Below are 14377 nucleotides of genomic sequence, written 5' to 3' on the forward strand. Positions count from 1 at the left end.
CGCTGGGCACTCCCGGCGTGGGCGGACGCCCGCTAGCGTCGCGCACGCCGGGAGAGCTGAAGTCCGATATCACGGGACCCTGGGAAAGGCCCTGCCTCCAGAGCTCCTGTGCCAGTCCGTCGCGGGCAAGGACTACGCTCTGTGGTGTGTCTGAAGACCTCGAGTGGAACGCTCCAGTGGGTTCCTGGGCCTCATCAGCGGCCCGCCGACGCAATATGCAGGCGATTCGCAGCCGTGACACGAAGCCCGAGATCCTGATTCGTCGGCTCGTGCACGCCCAGGGCCTGCGCTACCGCGTATCGGCGCGTCCGATTTCTGACCTGCGCCGCACGGCAGACATGGTATTCCGACCTGCGAAAGTGGCAGTTTTCATCGATGGCTGCTATTGGCATGGCTGCCCGGAACACTATGTGCCGCCGAGAACAAACCCGGGCTACTGGTCGGAGAAGGTGCTGCGTAACGTCCAGAGGGATCGCGACACTGATCAGCGCCTCAAGGACGCGGGATGGCTCGCACTCCGGTTCTGGGAGCACGAGCCATCTGAAATATGTGCCCAGCACATCGCAGCGACTATTGCTGAACGCCGGTCAGGCTCGCGTAAACCCTGACACCGAAAATGACATTTGCTCGGCCCGGGCCTCCGGTGCTTCGTCTTCACCGGTGTCCATCACATACCCGTCGAGCAAGTCTTTCCGATGCTCGGGGCGCAGTACCGCAGCGATTGCCCTGCCAACCGCTTCAGCAACCGGTGGGGGAAACGCGTTCCCCACCTGGCGGTACCGTGCCGTCTTCTTGCCCTGGAAGTCCCAGTCCGGCGGGAATCCCTGAATCATGGCCGTCTGCTGGACCGTCAGCATCGGCCCCGCCGGCCTGAAGAGATCACGCTCGGGATCGCATGCGTCCGGATCGTTGGCGACGCCCATGGCATCCACGCCCAGCGCCTCCCATGCACGCTTAGCCCTGGTAGGGCCAAGGTCGGCACCGCCGTGCTTGCGCGATCCGCCAACCAGGGTCGGGGCGATCCCCCGGCCGGCCTCCTTGGCTTGCAGAGCGGCCCGATGCCAGTCGCGGTAGACAGCCTCACCCGTGCGCTCTCGCTGCCGGGCTCGCCTTCCGCGCTTATTCTTATCCCAGTAATCTCGGCATCGCTTTTCCATGCTTTCGGCCAGGACGTCAACCACGGCGGAGCCTCTTCCAGCGACTCGGAGGGGCCACTGGAATTCCGCTGGCCCACCTTCCACCGCGTCCCTACGGATCGCCACAAGAATAGCCCTCGGTCGGAGCTGCGGAACTCCGAAGAATTTCGCGTCCACCCTTCGCCAGACACTACGCATCACATAATCTTGCTTCTCAGCCGACCAGTGATCCTCGATCCTCGGCACAAGGTAGCCATAGTCACGAAGGGTGCCAAGGATCCTCCTGCGGTAGTCAATGAACACCTCAGGCGGCTCAAGAATGCCTCGCACATTCTCGATCATCACAGCTCTTGGGCGCATTTTCTCGATGATCTTCAGCGCTGCGGGGAAAAGATCTCGCTCATCATCCTCCCCCAGCCTTTTCCCTGCGAGGGAGAACGGGGGGCAGGGAACGCCGCCGGCAAGCAAGTCTAGCTCGCCGCTGGGGATGCCCAGCCCTTTACGCTCAGGAGAGTCAAGGAAATCCTTGACGTCCATAGGATTCAGGGACTTGGCGCGTTCCTCGCTCCATCCCGGCCACCCCCCGACGTTCGCCTTGAGGGTTTCAACCGCATACGCGTCCCACTCGACCAGAGCCGAGTGATCAAACCCTGCGTGGTGCAGCCCAACAGCTTGCCCTCCTGCCCCCGCGCAGATCTCGACGGAGGTCAGTGGCGAGGTGAACTGCGGACGCTCGCGGCCGCTGGGGCGCATGGCGCTCCTCCCGGAAGTGACTCAAAACCGACGTCCAGTGCTTCCAGAGCCACGTGTACGTACAGGCTCTCGGCACCTTGACACCCAAGAGTCTCCCATTGCCCAGCGTTCCCAGTCCCGCTGGTGCGGGCGCCCTTGGAAGCTAGCGAGTGCCTATGTGGCTGAGCAGGGCTTCCATATCGCTCGGCGCCAACCCAGCCGCCACCGCCGGCTCCTCTTCCAGATCCGCGAGCTGCTGCACCGTGGGGTCGTCCAGGATCTTCCCCATGAATTCGAGCTTCTGGTCGAGCCGTATCTCCACTACCTCGTCAATGGTGTCCCGGGCTGCCAGCACCGTGACGCGGGTGTCGGTGCCCGGAGCCAGGCCCAGGCGATGGATGCGGTCCAGGCTCTGGAGGAACCTGCCCGCCATGAAATCCCTGTCCACGTACACCGCGTCATGGCAGTGGTGATGGAGGCTGATGCCCTCGCCGAGGGTGGCGGGGTTCGAGATGAGCACCATGCAGGCAGGGTCATCGCGGAAGCGCCGCAGCTGTTCATCCCGGTCCGGTGTGCCGCCGTATACGACCGCGGGGCTGTACTTCTCCAGCATCTGGGCCAGCGTTGTCAGACTACGGACGAATGTCGTCCACACCAGTGTCTTCCGTCCCCGCTGGGCGTTCCCGGCGACTATCGCCACCGCCTCCTTGTACTTGGGAGACAGCTCGTAGTCAGGCAGGTCCCGCATCAGCGAATACAGGGAGGTACCCCGGGGGATTTCCAGCGGGGGCAGTTGGTACGCCAGCGGCTCGTACCTACTCGCCCCTTCCATCAGCAAGGCCGGGCTCGTCGCCGCCATGAGGAGGCGCAGAGCGGTCTTTCCCAACGCGCTCAGGTCTTCCCGCGCCGCACCGGTCCGCATGCCGCCGACCAGCGAGCTGTAGATCTCGCTGTGCAGCGGAGGCATATCGACGTACCGCATGCGCAGTTGCATCGGGGGGAGTCCCAGCTCCTGCTTGGTCGTCCTCGTGAACAGTGGCCTCAGGACAGTGCTCGCGTAAGCCAGATCGCCGCCTGCCACCGCCTGGACCACCGCGCGCTGGCCATGCCCAGGCCAGACGAAGCCGAGCAGATTCTCCAGGTCTTTCGCGCCGTTCGGAGCTGGTGTCCCGGTCAGGATCAGACGGCGCTCCGCGAGCGGACCAAGTGCCATGCACGCGGCACCGTACGTACCACGGGCTCCGAGCTTCATCCTGTGCGCCTCATCCAGGATGATCATTGAGGATCCCGATTTCAGCCACGCTGCCAGCGTCGGGAGGGAACGGTCCAGTCGCTCGTAGTTGACGATCAGCACCTCAGCCCACTGGTCCATGGAGCCGTCGAGAACGTGCGTGCGGAGGGGGTAGCTGAAGCACACGGCCGTCTCGTAACGCCACGACTCGTACGCCGACTTAGGGCAGACCACCAGCACCCTGCTGACCTTGCCCTGGGCTTTCTGTGCCGCGTACACGGCAAGGGCGACACGTGTCTTCCCGGCGCCCGGGACGCTGAAGTTAGCGCCGTGACGCAGAGAGAGAAGCTTTCCGATATCCCGTCGCTGAAATGTGCTGAGTTCTGCTTCCCACGTCTCGCCGAGCAGACCAGCCACATCGTCAGGGCCGACCTCTTCGGAGGTCGCCGAGCCCGACAGGCGTCCCTGGACCGTATTGGCGTCCTGCACGACGCCGGCCACGAGATCGCGGAGTTCGGAAGCCCACTCGACGCCAGCGTGATCCGGCCAGTGGCGGAGAACGCCCAGATCCGCGAGCAGCTCATCCAGCGCGACCGAGGCGGCGAGCGGGCCCAGCTGGCCGCCGGTACGGAACCGGGCGGCCAGCTGAACAAGATTGTGCCGGTACCGGTCCGACGTCCTCAGAACAACGCGCGTCCGGGTCTCGTCAAACCCGAGGCGCAGAGACGCCTCGAGGTTGCCCTGAGTCACTGGGATCCCTCCGCTGCTGCCGCAGCAAGCAGCCAGGACACACCGTCGCCGGGGTTCGGAATTCCCCGGCCCGCCTGCTGAGCGAGCTTCCGGAGACTGCCTCGCAGCTTGAGGACAGCCTCGTCGAAAGCCTCCTCGTCGAAGCTCTGCGACGTACGCGCCTGGACCAGCTCCATCACGCACTGGTCGATGCTGGCGCAGGCGTCTGCGAGACGAGCGGGTGCCAGTTGCTTGCGCTTGCGTACGCGGCCGTCACGGCCTGCCTGTTCAATGGCCTTGTCAAAGGCGTCCTTAGCGTCATCGAAGAGCTGCTGCGCCTTCGCCTTTTCGCTGTCCGGCAAGTCCGGCGCGTTCCGGACAGCCGCGGAGCGGAGAATCTGGTCGTTCAGCGCCCTCGCCGCGGAGACACCAGAGGAGGCGGTGGGCACGTGAAGACCAAGCCCCGGCACGGCCACCGCCTGCGGCTGCGCGGCGGCTGCTCCAGCTTCCGCAAGGCCCGTCGGCAGGGTCTGGGCCAGGTAGTCCTGCTTCAGGAACTCCTCGTCGATATGCCGGATGTCCGTCTTCGAGAAGTCCAGCAGAATGGCGGCGAGCCGCCATTCCTTCAGGATCTCCGCTTGGTCGCGGTCAAGGTTCTGGAGCTTGACGTAAAGGCGCTGCAGTTCCTTCAGGCTCTCCTGGGCCGCCTCCCAGTCGACGAGGCGCAATGCTGCGCCGCCACCGCTCTTGCTCCGCTCGTTCAGGTCCTGAATCGTGCTGAGAATCCACCGAGCCTGATGATAGGTGGTCGTCTTGATCCGGAACTCCTTGGCGATCTGCTCGGGTGTCTTGCCGAGCGACGCCTGTTCCTCCATCGCCAGTAGCCGGTTGATGAACGTGTAGTCCCGCTTCTGGTCCTGTCGAAGCTGCAGGGACAGTTCCACGGCGTAGACGTCCGCCCACGTGAAGGACTCGGGCAGCACCCCCACACGCATCGACTGCGCGCCGAGTTCCACCAGTGCGACGGCCCGGGTGTTGCCGTTGACCAGCACGCCGTCGTGCGTGACGAGTCCCGGCTCGTTCTGCCCGAACGTCTGAAGGTCGTTCTTCAGGTTGTCGAACTCGACGTCCCGGACATCAGGATTCGTGGGCCGGGCCTGGAGCAGGTGCCTCAGGTAGTCCTGGCTCTCGGCACTCCAGGGGTCCTTCTCCAGGGTCTCGTCGCGGGCCGGATCGTGGCTCCGCTGGGCACGGATCCGATGCGTACCCGGGTTGAGATAGAGACCGCTGAGCGGAAGGTCGATGACCTCCACGTGCGCCTGCTGGCTGTTCCAGTCGACGGTGACGGTCTCCCGTGTACCGCCGGCCGCTCGCACCTCTTCCAGTCGCTTTTTGATCAGTTCGCTGAACTCAGCCGCGCGCGGGGGCGGCGGGAACTCTCGCAGCATGGGGTTTCCCCGTCCTCTTTCCTAGCTGTCCATCTCGTTGATCGCCTCAGCCACGGCAGTACGGGACGCCGCCGGCAGGGTCCTGTAAAGGCCCCACACCTTGTCGAGTGGCGTCAGCGTGCGCTGGTCGGCGGCGATCCACCCGGCGAAAACGCGCCGTTCCATCGGCCCAAGGTTCTCGATGAGCTCCAGCAGAGCACTGAGATCCACCTCCCTGTCGGCGCCGCCCCCCGTGACGCACTTCTTGCACTCCGTGATGAACTGGTGCTCGACCATCCCGTCCTCGTGTAGGACCTTGCGGCGAGCAACATTCAGCACAGCGAGCTCGATGCCGTCCTCGTACGCTTCGCCGCTGCCGATGCCGCACGTCCGGCAGAGGTGGTTGTCCCGCTGGAACACCTTCGCGCGCTGAGCCGACGTAAGGCTGTTCTTGTGCTTGGCTTCCTTCGCCTTGCCAGGAATCCAGACGTCCGCCCCTCGCGCTACGAAGCGCTGCTCCTCCTGCTTCAGGCTCGGGTCCTCGCGGCTGGTAGCGATCTTCCAGCCGTGCGGCCGAAGCTCCCTGACCCGCCTGTCGATCTGAGCGTCCGGAATCGCGTTCCGGAGGTCGCTCTTCGTGAAGATGTTGCCTTCCCCGACCACGGTCACGAGCCACAGCGCGGCCCGCGCCTTGCCCCCTAGCTTCTTGTCCTGCCACGACGGCAGCGTCATGTAGCGCCTCCGGTCCCCTCGAACAGCACACCACTCCGCGGCCTCACGAACAGACCGAAGACCGTCCGTTCTGGCCACGCCCCCACCCCTCGGGCGGTCCTCAAGTCTTGCACCGGAAGGCAATTGAAAGTCCACCAAGAAACGCTTGCTCAGAAAACAGCAAGGCCCAAGTGTCCTCCCTGCGGGCAGAATTGCAGGACTCTGGCAGGGGGCGAGGGTGCGGAAGGGGAAACAGGAATGAGTCAGCACGGGGACGCCAGGATGCCGAACCAGTGGGCAATCAAGACGCTGAGCAGCGACGTTCCTCCCGGTTGGCGAGCCTTCGCTCAGGCACTGCAGGGGCTCTGCCAGCACCTTTCCCTGGACAATTCATCCGGATCGACATATACGCCATTTACTCAGGAGAAAGCCGCAAGGCAACTCAACACTGCGTCGAGCTGCCTCTCTCGGTTCCTGAATGCCAAGACCGTCCCCAGCCTGCGGATTACCCAGCACCTCTACGACGTCGCTTGCGCTGCCGCCGGTGGCGGGGACCGTGTCGGCATCTCCCTCGAAGAGCTGACGATGATGCACAGCAGGGCCGAAGCGGAACGACGCTGCGCTAACTGCAAGGTCCGGCGGGGGCAGACGGAGTCACTTCTGCCGCAGTTCAGCGAGGCGGCCCCTCCCCAGCGAGGAGACGACGGAGATGAAGAAGGGAAGGATGAGGACGCCGAAGAGGTGAAGGTCGAGACACTCCGGGAAGAGGTGGCGATGCTGCGAGCGGCCATGGCCGGTCTGAAGGCATCGCGGGCCGGCCTGCCAGCCCGACTGGCTGCCCGAACGCCTCCCCCTCCGCCGCCGGTCCGCCGCAACAAGGGGGACCGGCGGCGGATGCGTAACGACACGGCGGCCGTACATCAACTGGCCATTCAGGCCGGACAACTACAGAGTTCCAGCCCTCATGGCCTGGCGATCAAGGTACTGAGTCAGACAACCGAGGCACTCAGCCCACTGGAAACGGCCGGGCTGCTAGTTCTTCTCCGGCAGCAACAACAGCACGAACTCGCCGACAATCTGCTCCACGTCTACGGCCGGGACAGCGAGGCCGAGCACGTCATCCACGCAGCCCTGACACTCCATGAGCACGGCCTGCCCAACGACGCCGGCAAGTTGCTGCGCGCCGCAGTGGGCTGATTCGCAGGCACCATGTCCGTACCGCCCCTTGAAGACCAGCCAACCGATGCCTAAGCGGCGCGAACCGCGGCCTCGAAGTGCATCTGCGCCCGGTCGAGGATGTCGTCCGGATCTTGTCCGCGGGCGGTGGACCAGTGGAGCAGGTCGGAGATCAGGGCCACTGCCGACTCACTGAGTTCCGTGTCACGGCCGGCTCCGCACAGCCGGGCCCCGCCATTGGCCGACTGGTAACCCTCGAGCGCCTCGACCGCCCGCGCGACGTGCCGGCACACCTGACCCTCGCCGATCGGGAACTCGCACCACACGGCCTTGCCCGCCGCCGTCAGGACCGTGCCCCAGTCCTCGGCCAGGGAGGCGACGAGATGGAGGCCCCGGCCGCACTCCTCTTCGCAGCGGGCCGTCCTGGCTGACGGCAGCTCCGTGCTCTTGTCATGGACTTCGATCCGGAGGCGCGCCCTTTCGCATTCAAGGATCAGCGTTGCCACCGCGCCCTCGCCCACGTGTTTCACGACGTTCGTCGCCAACTCGGTGACCAGCAGTTCCGCTTGACTGGTCGCCCAGGGCATGCCCCACCCGCTGAGCTGCTTGGCAGCCGCTCTGCGCAGGAGGCCGACCTCGGCCGGTACTGCCGCGAAAGGCAGTACACAGCGAAGCAGAGGCTCGTTGATGCCGTAACCGGTCAAGGCTGTTCCTCCCTCCGGGGCTACGCCCGATCCCGCGCCGTCGTGTCGGTACGACCGCGCCGCGTAGCCAACCGCCAGACCAGCATGACACGGAGACTTCTCGCTGTGTAACTTCTCACGCATCTCCATCGGGTGAATCCGATGGAGGACGGGCTCGGCGGGCGCCTAGCCTGAACACGGCCTCCGGGCAGCCCGCTGCCCGTCGTACGGCGAAGGAGTTTCATGTCCGAGCGCACCACCACCCGCCGCCGGCAACTGGGCGCGATGATGCGCAAGTTGCGCGCCCGCAAAGGGATGACACTCGAGGAAGCGGGACGGCTGGTCGGCGTGTCCAAGGCGACCGTCAGCCGGTACGAGACCCAGGCCGGACCGGTCAAGTGGATTGTCGTGGACCCACTGTGCCGCGAGTACGGAGCGAGCGACGCCGAGCGCCGGGCACTCGTCGGCCTCGCCAAGGACGCCAAGCAGCAGGGCTGGTGGAGTTCCTTCGCCGACTCGATCCCCGAGAGCATGAACCTGCTGCTCACGCTGGAGGACGAGGCGAAGTACGAGAGCCACTTTTCCTGCGTGTACGTACCCGGCCTTCTCCAGACCCGCTCCTACAGCACGGCACTCCAGAAGGCCAACGAAGTGCCACTGAACAAAGACGAGATCGAGCGCTTGGTCGACATCCGTATGAAGCGGCAGGAGATCCTCGACCGCCCAAAGCCGCTGCGGCTGTGGGCGATCCTCGACGAATCCGTGATCCGCCGGATCGTCGGCTCGCCGCAGATCATGAAGGAGCAGCTCCACCGGCTGCTTGAGGCCAATGAGTCGCCTCACATCACTCTTCAGGTCCTCCCCTTCTCGCAGGGGGCTCACACCGCCGCACTCGGCAGCTTCGTCATTGTGGGAGGCCCCGAATCTGCCCTTGACGTGGTGTACGTCGACTTCCACACCGGCTCGCTCTTCCTGGAGAAGGACGAAGAACTGGACAGATACGGACTTGCGTTCGACTACCTGCGCGCGCAAGCCTTGAACATCGAGGCTTCATCTGCCGTGATTCACCGCGCGTACAAGGAGCTCTAGATGACCGCCCACACCACCGGATCAGCGTCAGGGCCAGCCTGGTTCAAGTCGTCCTACAGCGGCGGCAACGCCACCGAGTGCGTCGAGGCCGCGTTCGTACCGGCCGGGATTCTCGTACGGGACTCCAAGCGGCCCACGGGCCCGCGTCTCGCGGTGTCCGCGGGTGCGTGGACCTGCTTTCTGATGAGAGCACGGCACATAGCCTCGGCCGACTAGCTTCGTCTCGGCGTCCCTTCACGTCGGCGAGCACCCCAGCGTGGAGGCGCCCGCCGGCGTGAAGGGGGCGTTTCGAGTCATCCCACCCAACGAGGCGGCGGGTTCGGTTTCCCGGGCGGGGCCGCCCCGTCGGCGCGCTACGCCGTCCGGCTCAGGTCCGCTCTGCCGAAGAGCAGCGCGTAGCCCGGCGGGAGCTGGGCCAGGATGCGGGTGGTCAGGGCGTCTCCCAGCAGGGGCGGCAGGACGCTCAGGACCGAGCTGACGTCCCAGCGGGCCGTCGCCAGGGTCGCTCCCGCGACGCGGACGGCGACCGAGTCCACGAACTCCGCGGCCGTGAGCCTGCGCGTCGCCGGGATCCGGTCCGCGACCACCCGGGCCGCCTCCGGGGGGAGTCTGCGGGCGAGGTCGACGCGTTCGTCTCCTACGACGTGGCCGCCGAGGGCCGCCAGGACGATGCGGGTGACCCGTTCCGCCTCCGCCGCCGTCGGGTACTGGCCGGCGTCCTGGACCTCGGCGATCAGGTCCGACCAGTCGTACCTCTCCGGCCGGTCGCGCGCCGCCAGCCGGTCGTACGTCTCCGGCCGGTCGTACGTCTCCGGCCGGTCGCGCGCCGCCGGCCGGTCGTACGTCGCCGTGGTGCGGCCTGTCCTGGACGGGCTCGCCGTGGTGACCGGCTTCACCGAATTCGCCGACTCCACCGGCTTCTCCGCCGCCGGCCGGTGGCTCACCTTGCTGATCGGCACCGTCACGCTCGGCACCGTCGTGGCACTCATGGTGGGTTTCTCCTGGGAACGTAAAAGGAAAGGGGCTCGCTCACGTGGGGCGGACGCCCGAGCCGCCGCCCGACTCAGCCGTCCGGCGGGCCGGTCGTGCGGCGTCAGCCGCCAGGCGCCGGTGTCCGGCGGCTCGGGCGCGGCGCCCCTCGCTCATCCGCTCAGTTGCTGGGGCCTGCTCCCGCCGCTGATCGGGATCCGGCGCGGCTTGGCCTGCTCGGCCACCGGGATGCGCAGTGTCAGGACGCCGGCGTCGTACGAGGCGTCGATGCGTTCCGTGTCGAGGGTGTCGCCGAGGAAGAGCTGCCGGGTGAACGTACCCGTGAGGCGTTCGGCGACGATCGTCTCCGCGCCGTCGGGGGCGGGTGATCCGCGCTCGGCACGGACGTTCAGGACGTTGCGTTCGACGTCCAGCTCGATGGACTCCGGTTCGACGCCCGGGAGGTCGAAGTGGATGACCACGTCGTCCCCGTGGCGGTAGGCGTCCATGGCCATCGCGGCCGGATGCGACGAGTCGGAGACCTGCTGCGCGAGTCGGTCGAGTTCCCGGAAGGGGTCGGTACGCATGAGCATCACGGGTCTCACTCCCTTCATGAGGCGTTCTGTGCGATGCCCTACGGGTTGCTCTATCTATATAGCTCAGAGCAAGGAAAATTGACAAGGGTCGACTCAAGCTGACGGCCGGACGGCCCTGGCGCCGTCCCCGCTCCGCCCCTGGCGTTAGTCTCGGTCGACAGTCCCGGCAGTGGTCGCAGGAGGCAGGCATGGCGAAGGTTCCCGGCGCGGTGGTCGCCGCGGGTGGTCTCATCGGCGGGTACGGCCTGGCCCGCTGGACCGGGAAGCGGCAGCTCGGCGGGGTCGTCCTCGCCGCCGCCGGGGTGGCGGCGGCGCAGCAGTGGCGGCAGCGGGCGGGTGGTGCGGCGGCGGTGGCCCTGTCGGCCGCGTACGTCACCGCGTTCGCCGGATCGCACCCCCTCGCCAGGAAGGTCGGCGCCTGGCCCGCCGTCTTCTCCGTCGCGGGCGCCGTCGCACTCGCCTCCTGGACGTTCGCCGACCGGCAGGGCTGAGACTCCTCGCGCCCCGCCCACCCGCGGCACAGCTTGACCGGGGCGTCTACGCCGCGAGGCCGCGTGTGCCCCGTCCCGCGCGCGGGACGGGGCACACGCGGTCGGCCGTCACGAGAGCCTCGTAGCAGACCGGCCCCGTCAGGCCGGCGCCCCGGGCGCCCCCGTCCCCGTCGGGCCCGGCCCGGCCCCCTTCGCGGGCGCCGTCCCCTTCGGCGCCGCGGCCGTCAGCGGCTTCGCGATGTCCTCCAGCGAGCGGCGTTCCGCCTTCACCGCCAGGGCCGCCGCCACCAGTCCCGCCGCGCACATCAGACCCGCGCCGATCTGGAACGCGAGCACCGTGTCGCCGACCTTGCCCGTGCCGGTGAGGTCGGCGAACAGCAGCGGTCCGCTGATGCCGCCCGTCGCCGTGCCGAGGGCGTAGAAGAAGGCGATGGACATCGCGCGGGTCTCCATCGGGAACACCTCGGACACCGTGAGGTACGCGCTGGACGCGCCGGCCGACGCGAAGAACAGCACCGCGCACCAGCACGCCGTCATCGTCACCGCGCTCAGCGAGCCCCGGTCGAACAGCCAGGCCGTGCCGAACAGCAGCAGCCCGGACAGCAGGTAGGTGGAGGAGATCATCACCCGGCGGCCCACCGTGTCGAACAGCTTGCCCAGCAGCAGCGGGCCGAAGAAGTTGCCGACGGCGATGACGGCGAAGTAGTAGCCGGTGTTGCCGGTCGGCACGTCGAAGAAGCGGGTCAGGATCGCGCCGAAGCCGAAGGTGATCGCGTTGTAGAGGAACGCCTGGCCGATGAAGAGGGAGAAACCGAGGATCGCGCGCCGCCGGTATGCGGAGAACACCGTGCGGCCGATCTCCAGGAAGCTGACGCTCTTGCGCTGATGGATCGTGATTTCGCCGTGTGGCTGCGGCAGTTGCTCGCCCTTCTCCGCCTCGACGCGCCGCTCGATGGAGGTCACGATGCGTTCCGCCTCGTCGTCGCGGCCGTGGATCAGCAGCCAGCGCGGACTCTCCGGGACGTGCCGCCGTACGAGGAGGATCACCACGGCCAGTACGGCGCCCAGCGCGAACGTCAGCCGCCAGCCCACGTCCTTGGGCAGGACGGCCGTGTTCAGCGCGACGATCGACAGGAGCGAGCCGGCGACCGCGCCCAGCCAGAAGCTCCCGTTGATGATCAGGTCGACGCGGCCCCGGTACTCCGCCGGGATCAGTTCGTCGATCGCGGAGTTGATCGCCGCGTACTCGCCGCCGATGCCGAAGCCGGTGAGGAAGCGGCAGACGAAGAACCACCAGGGGTTGAAGGACAGCGCCGTGAGGGCGGTCGCCGCGAGATAGACCACCAGCGTGATCATGAAGAGGTTCTTGCGGCCGTACACGTCGGTCAGGCGGCCCCAGAACAGGGCGCCCAGGCATGCGCCGGCCACGTACAGCGCGGCCGCCATACCGGTGATCTGGCCCGAGGAGATCGGCAGCCCGCTGCCGGGTTCGGACAGACGGCCCGCGATGTTGCCGACGACCGTGACCTCCAGGCCGTCCAGGATCCATACGGTGCCGAGGCCGATGACGACCGACCAGTGCCAGCGGGACCAGGGCAGGCGGTCCAGGCGGGCGGGGATGGCCGTGGTGACCGTACGGCCGGTTTCGGCAGCAGGGGCGGCTGGGCTGCTCATGGGCTCCCTCCTCAGCGAGCGAAAGCTCGCATCGGGTGCCCCCGCCCCGGAGATTTCATGCCCGCCACCCGTGGGACGGGACGGGCGACGGGCGGGCGCGAGGGGCGGGCGCGGAACCGCGCGGGATGGCCTACGCCCCCGCCGCCCGCGCCAGCGTGTAGATCGCCAGCCCCGCCAGCGACCCCACCACCGTGCCGTTGATCCTGATGAACTGCAGGTCACGGCCGATGTTGGCCTCGATCTTGCGCGTGGTGTGCTCGGCGTCCCAGCCGGCCACCGTGTCCGTGATCAGGGACGTGATCTCGCGGCGGTAGGTCGTCACGACGTACGCCGCGGCGCCCTCCGCCCAACCGTCGACCTTGCCCTGCACCTTCGGATCGGTGGCCATGCGGGAGCCGAGCGACAGCAGGGACGCCCGCACACGCAGCCGCAGCTCGCTGCGCTCGTCCTCCGCCGCCGCGACGATCATGGACCGTACGGCGGTCCAGGCGGACGCGATCAGATCCTGGACCTCGCCGCGGCCCAGCACCTCGCCCTTGAGGCGTTCGACCCGCGCGCGGGTGTCCGTGTCGGACTGGAGGTCGGCGGCGAAGTCCGTCAGGAACCGGTCCAGGGCGCCGCGCGCCGGGTGGGCGGGCATGTCGCGCATCTCGGTGACGAAGCGCAGGAGTTCCTTGTAGACGCGCTCTCCGACCTTCCTGTCCACGAACCTCGGCGTCCAGCCGGGCGCCCCGCCCTGCACGGCGTCCATCACGGAGTCGCCGTGCACGACGAGCCAGTCGTGGGCGCGGGTGACGACCAGGTCGACGGCGCGTTTGTGGCCGCCGTCGGTGACGATCCTCTCCAGCATCCCGCCGAGGCCGGGCGCGATCTCCTGGGCACCCGCGCGGCGCGTGATCGCCTCGCCGACCACCGCCTGCACGTCGGAGTCGCGCAGCACGGTCAGCGCGCCCCGCAGCGCGGTGGACAGCTCGGCCGTGACGCGGTCGGCGTGCTCCGGCCGGGCCAGCCAGGCGCCCAGCCGGCCGCCGATGCCGACGGCGCGCAGCCGCTGCCGTACGACGTCCTGGGAGAGGAAGTTCTCGCCGACGAACTCGCCCAGGGAGACGCCCAGTTGATCCTTCTTGGTGGGGATGATCGCGGTGTGCGGGATGGGCAGGCCGAGAGGGTGGCGGAACAGGGCGGTGACCGCGAACCAGTCGGCGAGCGCGCCGACCATGCCCGCCTCGGCCGCCGCCGCGACGTATCCCGCCCAGGGACCGGCGCCCGCGTGCGCGGCCCACTCGGCGAGGACGTACACGACGGCGACGACCAGCAGCAGGCCGGCCGCCGTGAGTTTCATACGGCGCACGCCGCGCTGCTTCTCCTCGTCGGCCGCGCTGAACGTCGTCATCGCGCGCACGGCGGCAGCGGGGACGCCACGGCCCTCGCCCTCCCCCGGCGGACGACTCCCGGGGGAGCCGGCGGGCGAGGGGCCACCGGCCGGAGGACGGCCTGCCGGGCGGTCACCCGCCGGAGCACCGTCCGTCGGGGAGCCGTCCGCCGGAGGGCCACCCGACGCGCCCCGTACCTTCCTTTTCGCCCGTTCCATCCACTCCATCCGCTCCACCCCTCCGGTGATCCCGCACACAATTGTCCCTTCCTGACCGACTCCCGGAACGGAACAGGAGTTCCCGGCGTCTGTTCGGAGGGGGGAATCGGGGCGGGGTGCCGTCAACTCCCTGCGCGCCCAT

At 67.8% G+C, this 14377-nt stretch carries 14 protein-coding genes; 5 read left to right on the plus strand and 9 right to left on the minus strand.

Translation table 11 applies throughout. The annotated features are described in order from the left end of the window. The first annotated feature begins 146 nt into the window (after positions 1-146). Positions 147-608 (plus strand): very short patch repair endonuclease, encoded by a 462-nt coding sequence (locus ABZ354_RS06275; protein WP_358653511.1) that lies wholly within the window; start codon positions 147-149, stop codon positions 606-608. On the opposite strand, the gene dcm is transcribed toward ABZ354_RS06275, so the two are convergent. The 4 genes from dcm to ABZ354_RS06295 form a co-directional block, all read right to left on the minus strand. After that, entirely contained in the window at positions 588-1889 is a 1302-nt protein-coding gene (gene dcm, locus ABZ354_RS06280; RefSeq protein ID WP_358653513.1) for a DNA (cytosine-5-)-methyltransferase, read from the minus strand. The genes ABZ354_RS06275 and dcm overlap by 21 nt on opposite strands. Positions 1890-2031: 142 nt before the next feature. Beyond that, the gene (locus tag ABZ354_RS06285) at positions 2032-3849 is read right to left on the minus strand and encodes a DEAD/DEAH box helicase (protein ID WP_358653515.1); all 1818 of its coding nucleotides are present in this window, start codon (positions 3847-3849) and stop codon (positions 2032-2034) included. Continuing rightward, the gene (locus tag ABZ354_RS06290; RefSeq protein WP_358653517.1) at positions 3846-5276 is read right to left on the minus strand and encodes a hypothetical protein; all 1431 of its coding nucleotides are present in this window, start codon (positions 5274-5276) and stop codon (positions 3846-3848) included. The genes ABZ354_RS06285 and ABZ354_RS06290 overlap by 4 nt, the downstream gene beginning before the upstream one ends. Before the next feature lie 21 nt (positions 5277-5297). Beyond that, the gene (locus tag ABZ354_RS06295; RefSeq protein WP_358653518.1) at positions 5298-5987 is read right to left on the minus strand and encodes a hypothetical protein; all 690 of its coding nucleotides are present in this window, start codon (positions 5985-5987) and stop codon (positions 5298-5300) included. A gap of 237 nt (positions 5988-6224) precedes the next feature. Here ABZ354_RS06295 and ABZ354_RS06300 point away from each other — a divergent pair, with 237 nt between their 5' ends. Continuing rightward, positions 6225-7163: a hypothetical protein gene (locus ABZ354_RS06300; RefSeq protein ID WP_358653519.1), complete on the plus strand. Its 939-nt coding sequence runs from the start codon at positions 6225-6227 to the stop codon at positions 7161-7163. A 50-nt stretch (positions 7164-7213) separates the two neighbouring features. Here ABZ354_RS06300 and ABZ354_RS06305 read toward each other — a convergent pair whose 3' ends face one another. Further along, positions 7214-7846, minus strand: coding sequence for an ATP-binding protein (locus ABZ354_RS06305; RefSeq protein WP_358653521.1), 633 nt, complete (start codon positions 7844-7846; stop codon positions 7214-7216). Positions 7847-8068: 222 nt separating this feature from the next. On the opposite strand from ABZ354_RS06305, the gene ABZ354_RS06310 reads away from it, so the two are divergent. Together ABZ354_RS06310 and ABZ354_RS06315 are read left to right on the plus strand one after the other, a co-directional pair. Then, positions 8069-8914, plus strand: a complete 846-nt coding sequence (locus ABZ354_RS06310) for a helix-turn-helix transcriptional regulator (protein WP_358653523.1) — start codon at positions 8069-8071, stop codon at positions 8912-8914. Beyond that, positions 8915-9130: a DUF397 domain-containing protein gene (locus tag ABZ354_RS06315; RefSeq protein ID WP_358653525.1), complete on the plus strand. Its 216-nt coding sequence runs from the start codon at positions 8915-8917 to the stop codon at positions 9128-9130. It begins immediately after the preceding gene. Between the two features lie 137 nt (positions 9131-9267). Here ABZ354_RS06315 and ABZ354_RS06320 read toward each other — a convergent pair whose 3' ends face one another. Next, the gene (locus ABZ354_RS06320) at positions 9268-9693 is read right to left on the minus strand and encodes a DUF2267 domain-containing protein (RefSeq protein ID WP_358653746.1); all 426 of its coding nucleotides are present in this window, start codon (positions 9691-9693) and stop codon (positions 9268-9270) included. Between the two features lie 363 nt (positions 9694-10056). Then, positions 10057-10476: an Hsp20/alpha crystallin family protein gene (locus ABZ354_RS06325; protein ID WP_358653527.1), complete on the minus strand. Its 420-nt coding sequence runs from the start codon at positions 10474-10476 to the stop codon at positions 10057-10059. 191 nt (positions 10477-10667) lie between these two features. Between ABZ354_RS06325 and ABZ354_RS06330 the strand changes: the two genes are divergently transcribed. After that, positions 10668-10970: a hypothetical protein gene (locus ABZ354_RS06330; RefSeq protein ID WP_358653529.1), complete on the plus strand. Its 303-nt coding sequence runs from the start codon at positions 10668-10670 to the stop codon at positions 10968-10970. A gap of 138 nt (positions 10971-11108) precedes the next feature. Here ABZ354_RS06330 and ABZ354_RS06335 read toward each other — a convergent pair whose 3' ends face one another. Then, positions 11109-12644, minus strand: coding sequence for an MFS transporter (locus tag ABZ354_RS06335; RefSeq protein WP_358653531.1), 1536 nt, complete (start codon positions 12642-12644; stop codon positions 11109-11111). A 130-nt stretch (positions 12645-12774) separates the two neighbouring features. Further along, on the minus strand, positions 12775-14037 hold the full coding sequence (locus ABZ354_RS06340) for a DUF445 domain-containing protein (protein WP_358653533.1): 1263 nt from the start codon (positions 14035-14037) through the stop codon (positions 12775-12777). Between the last annotated feature and the right edge of the window lie 340 nt (positions 14038-14377).

The sequence above is a fragment of the Streptomyces sp. NPDC005925 genome (assembly GCF_040638805.1).
In the GTDB taxonomy this organism is placed as follows: domain Bacteria; phylum Actinomycetota; class Actinomycetes; order Streptomycetales; family Streptomycetaceae; genus Streptomyces.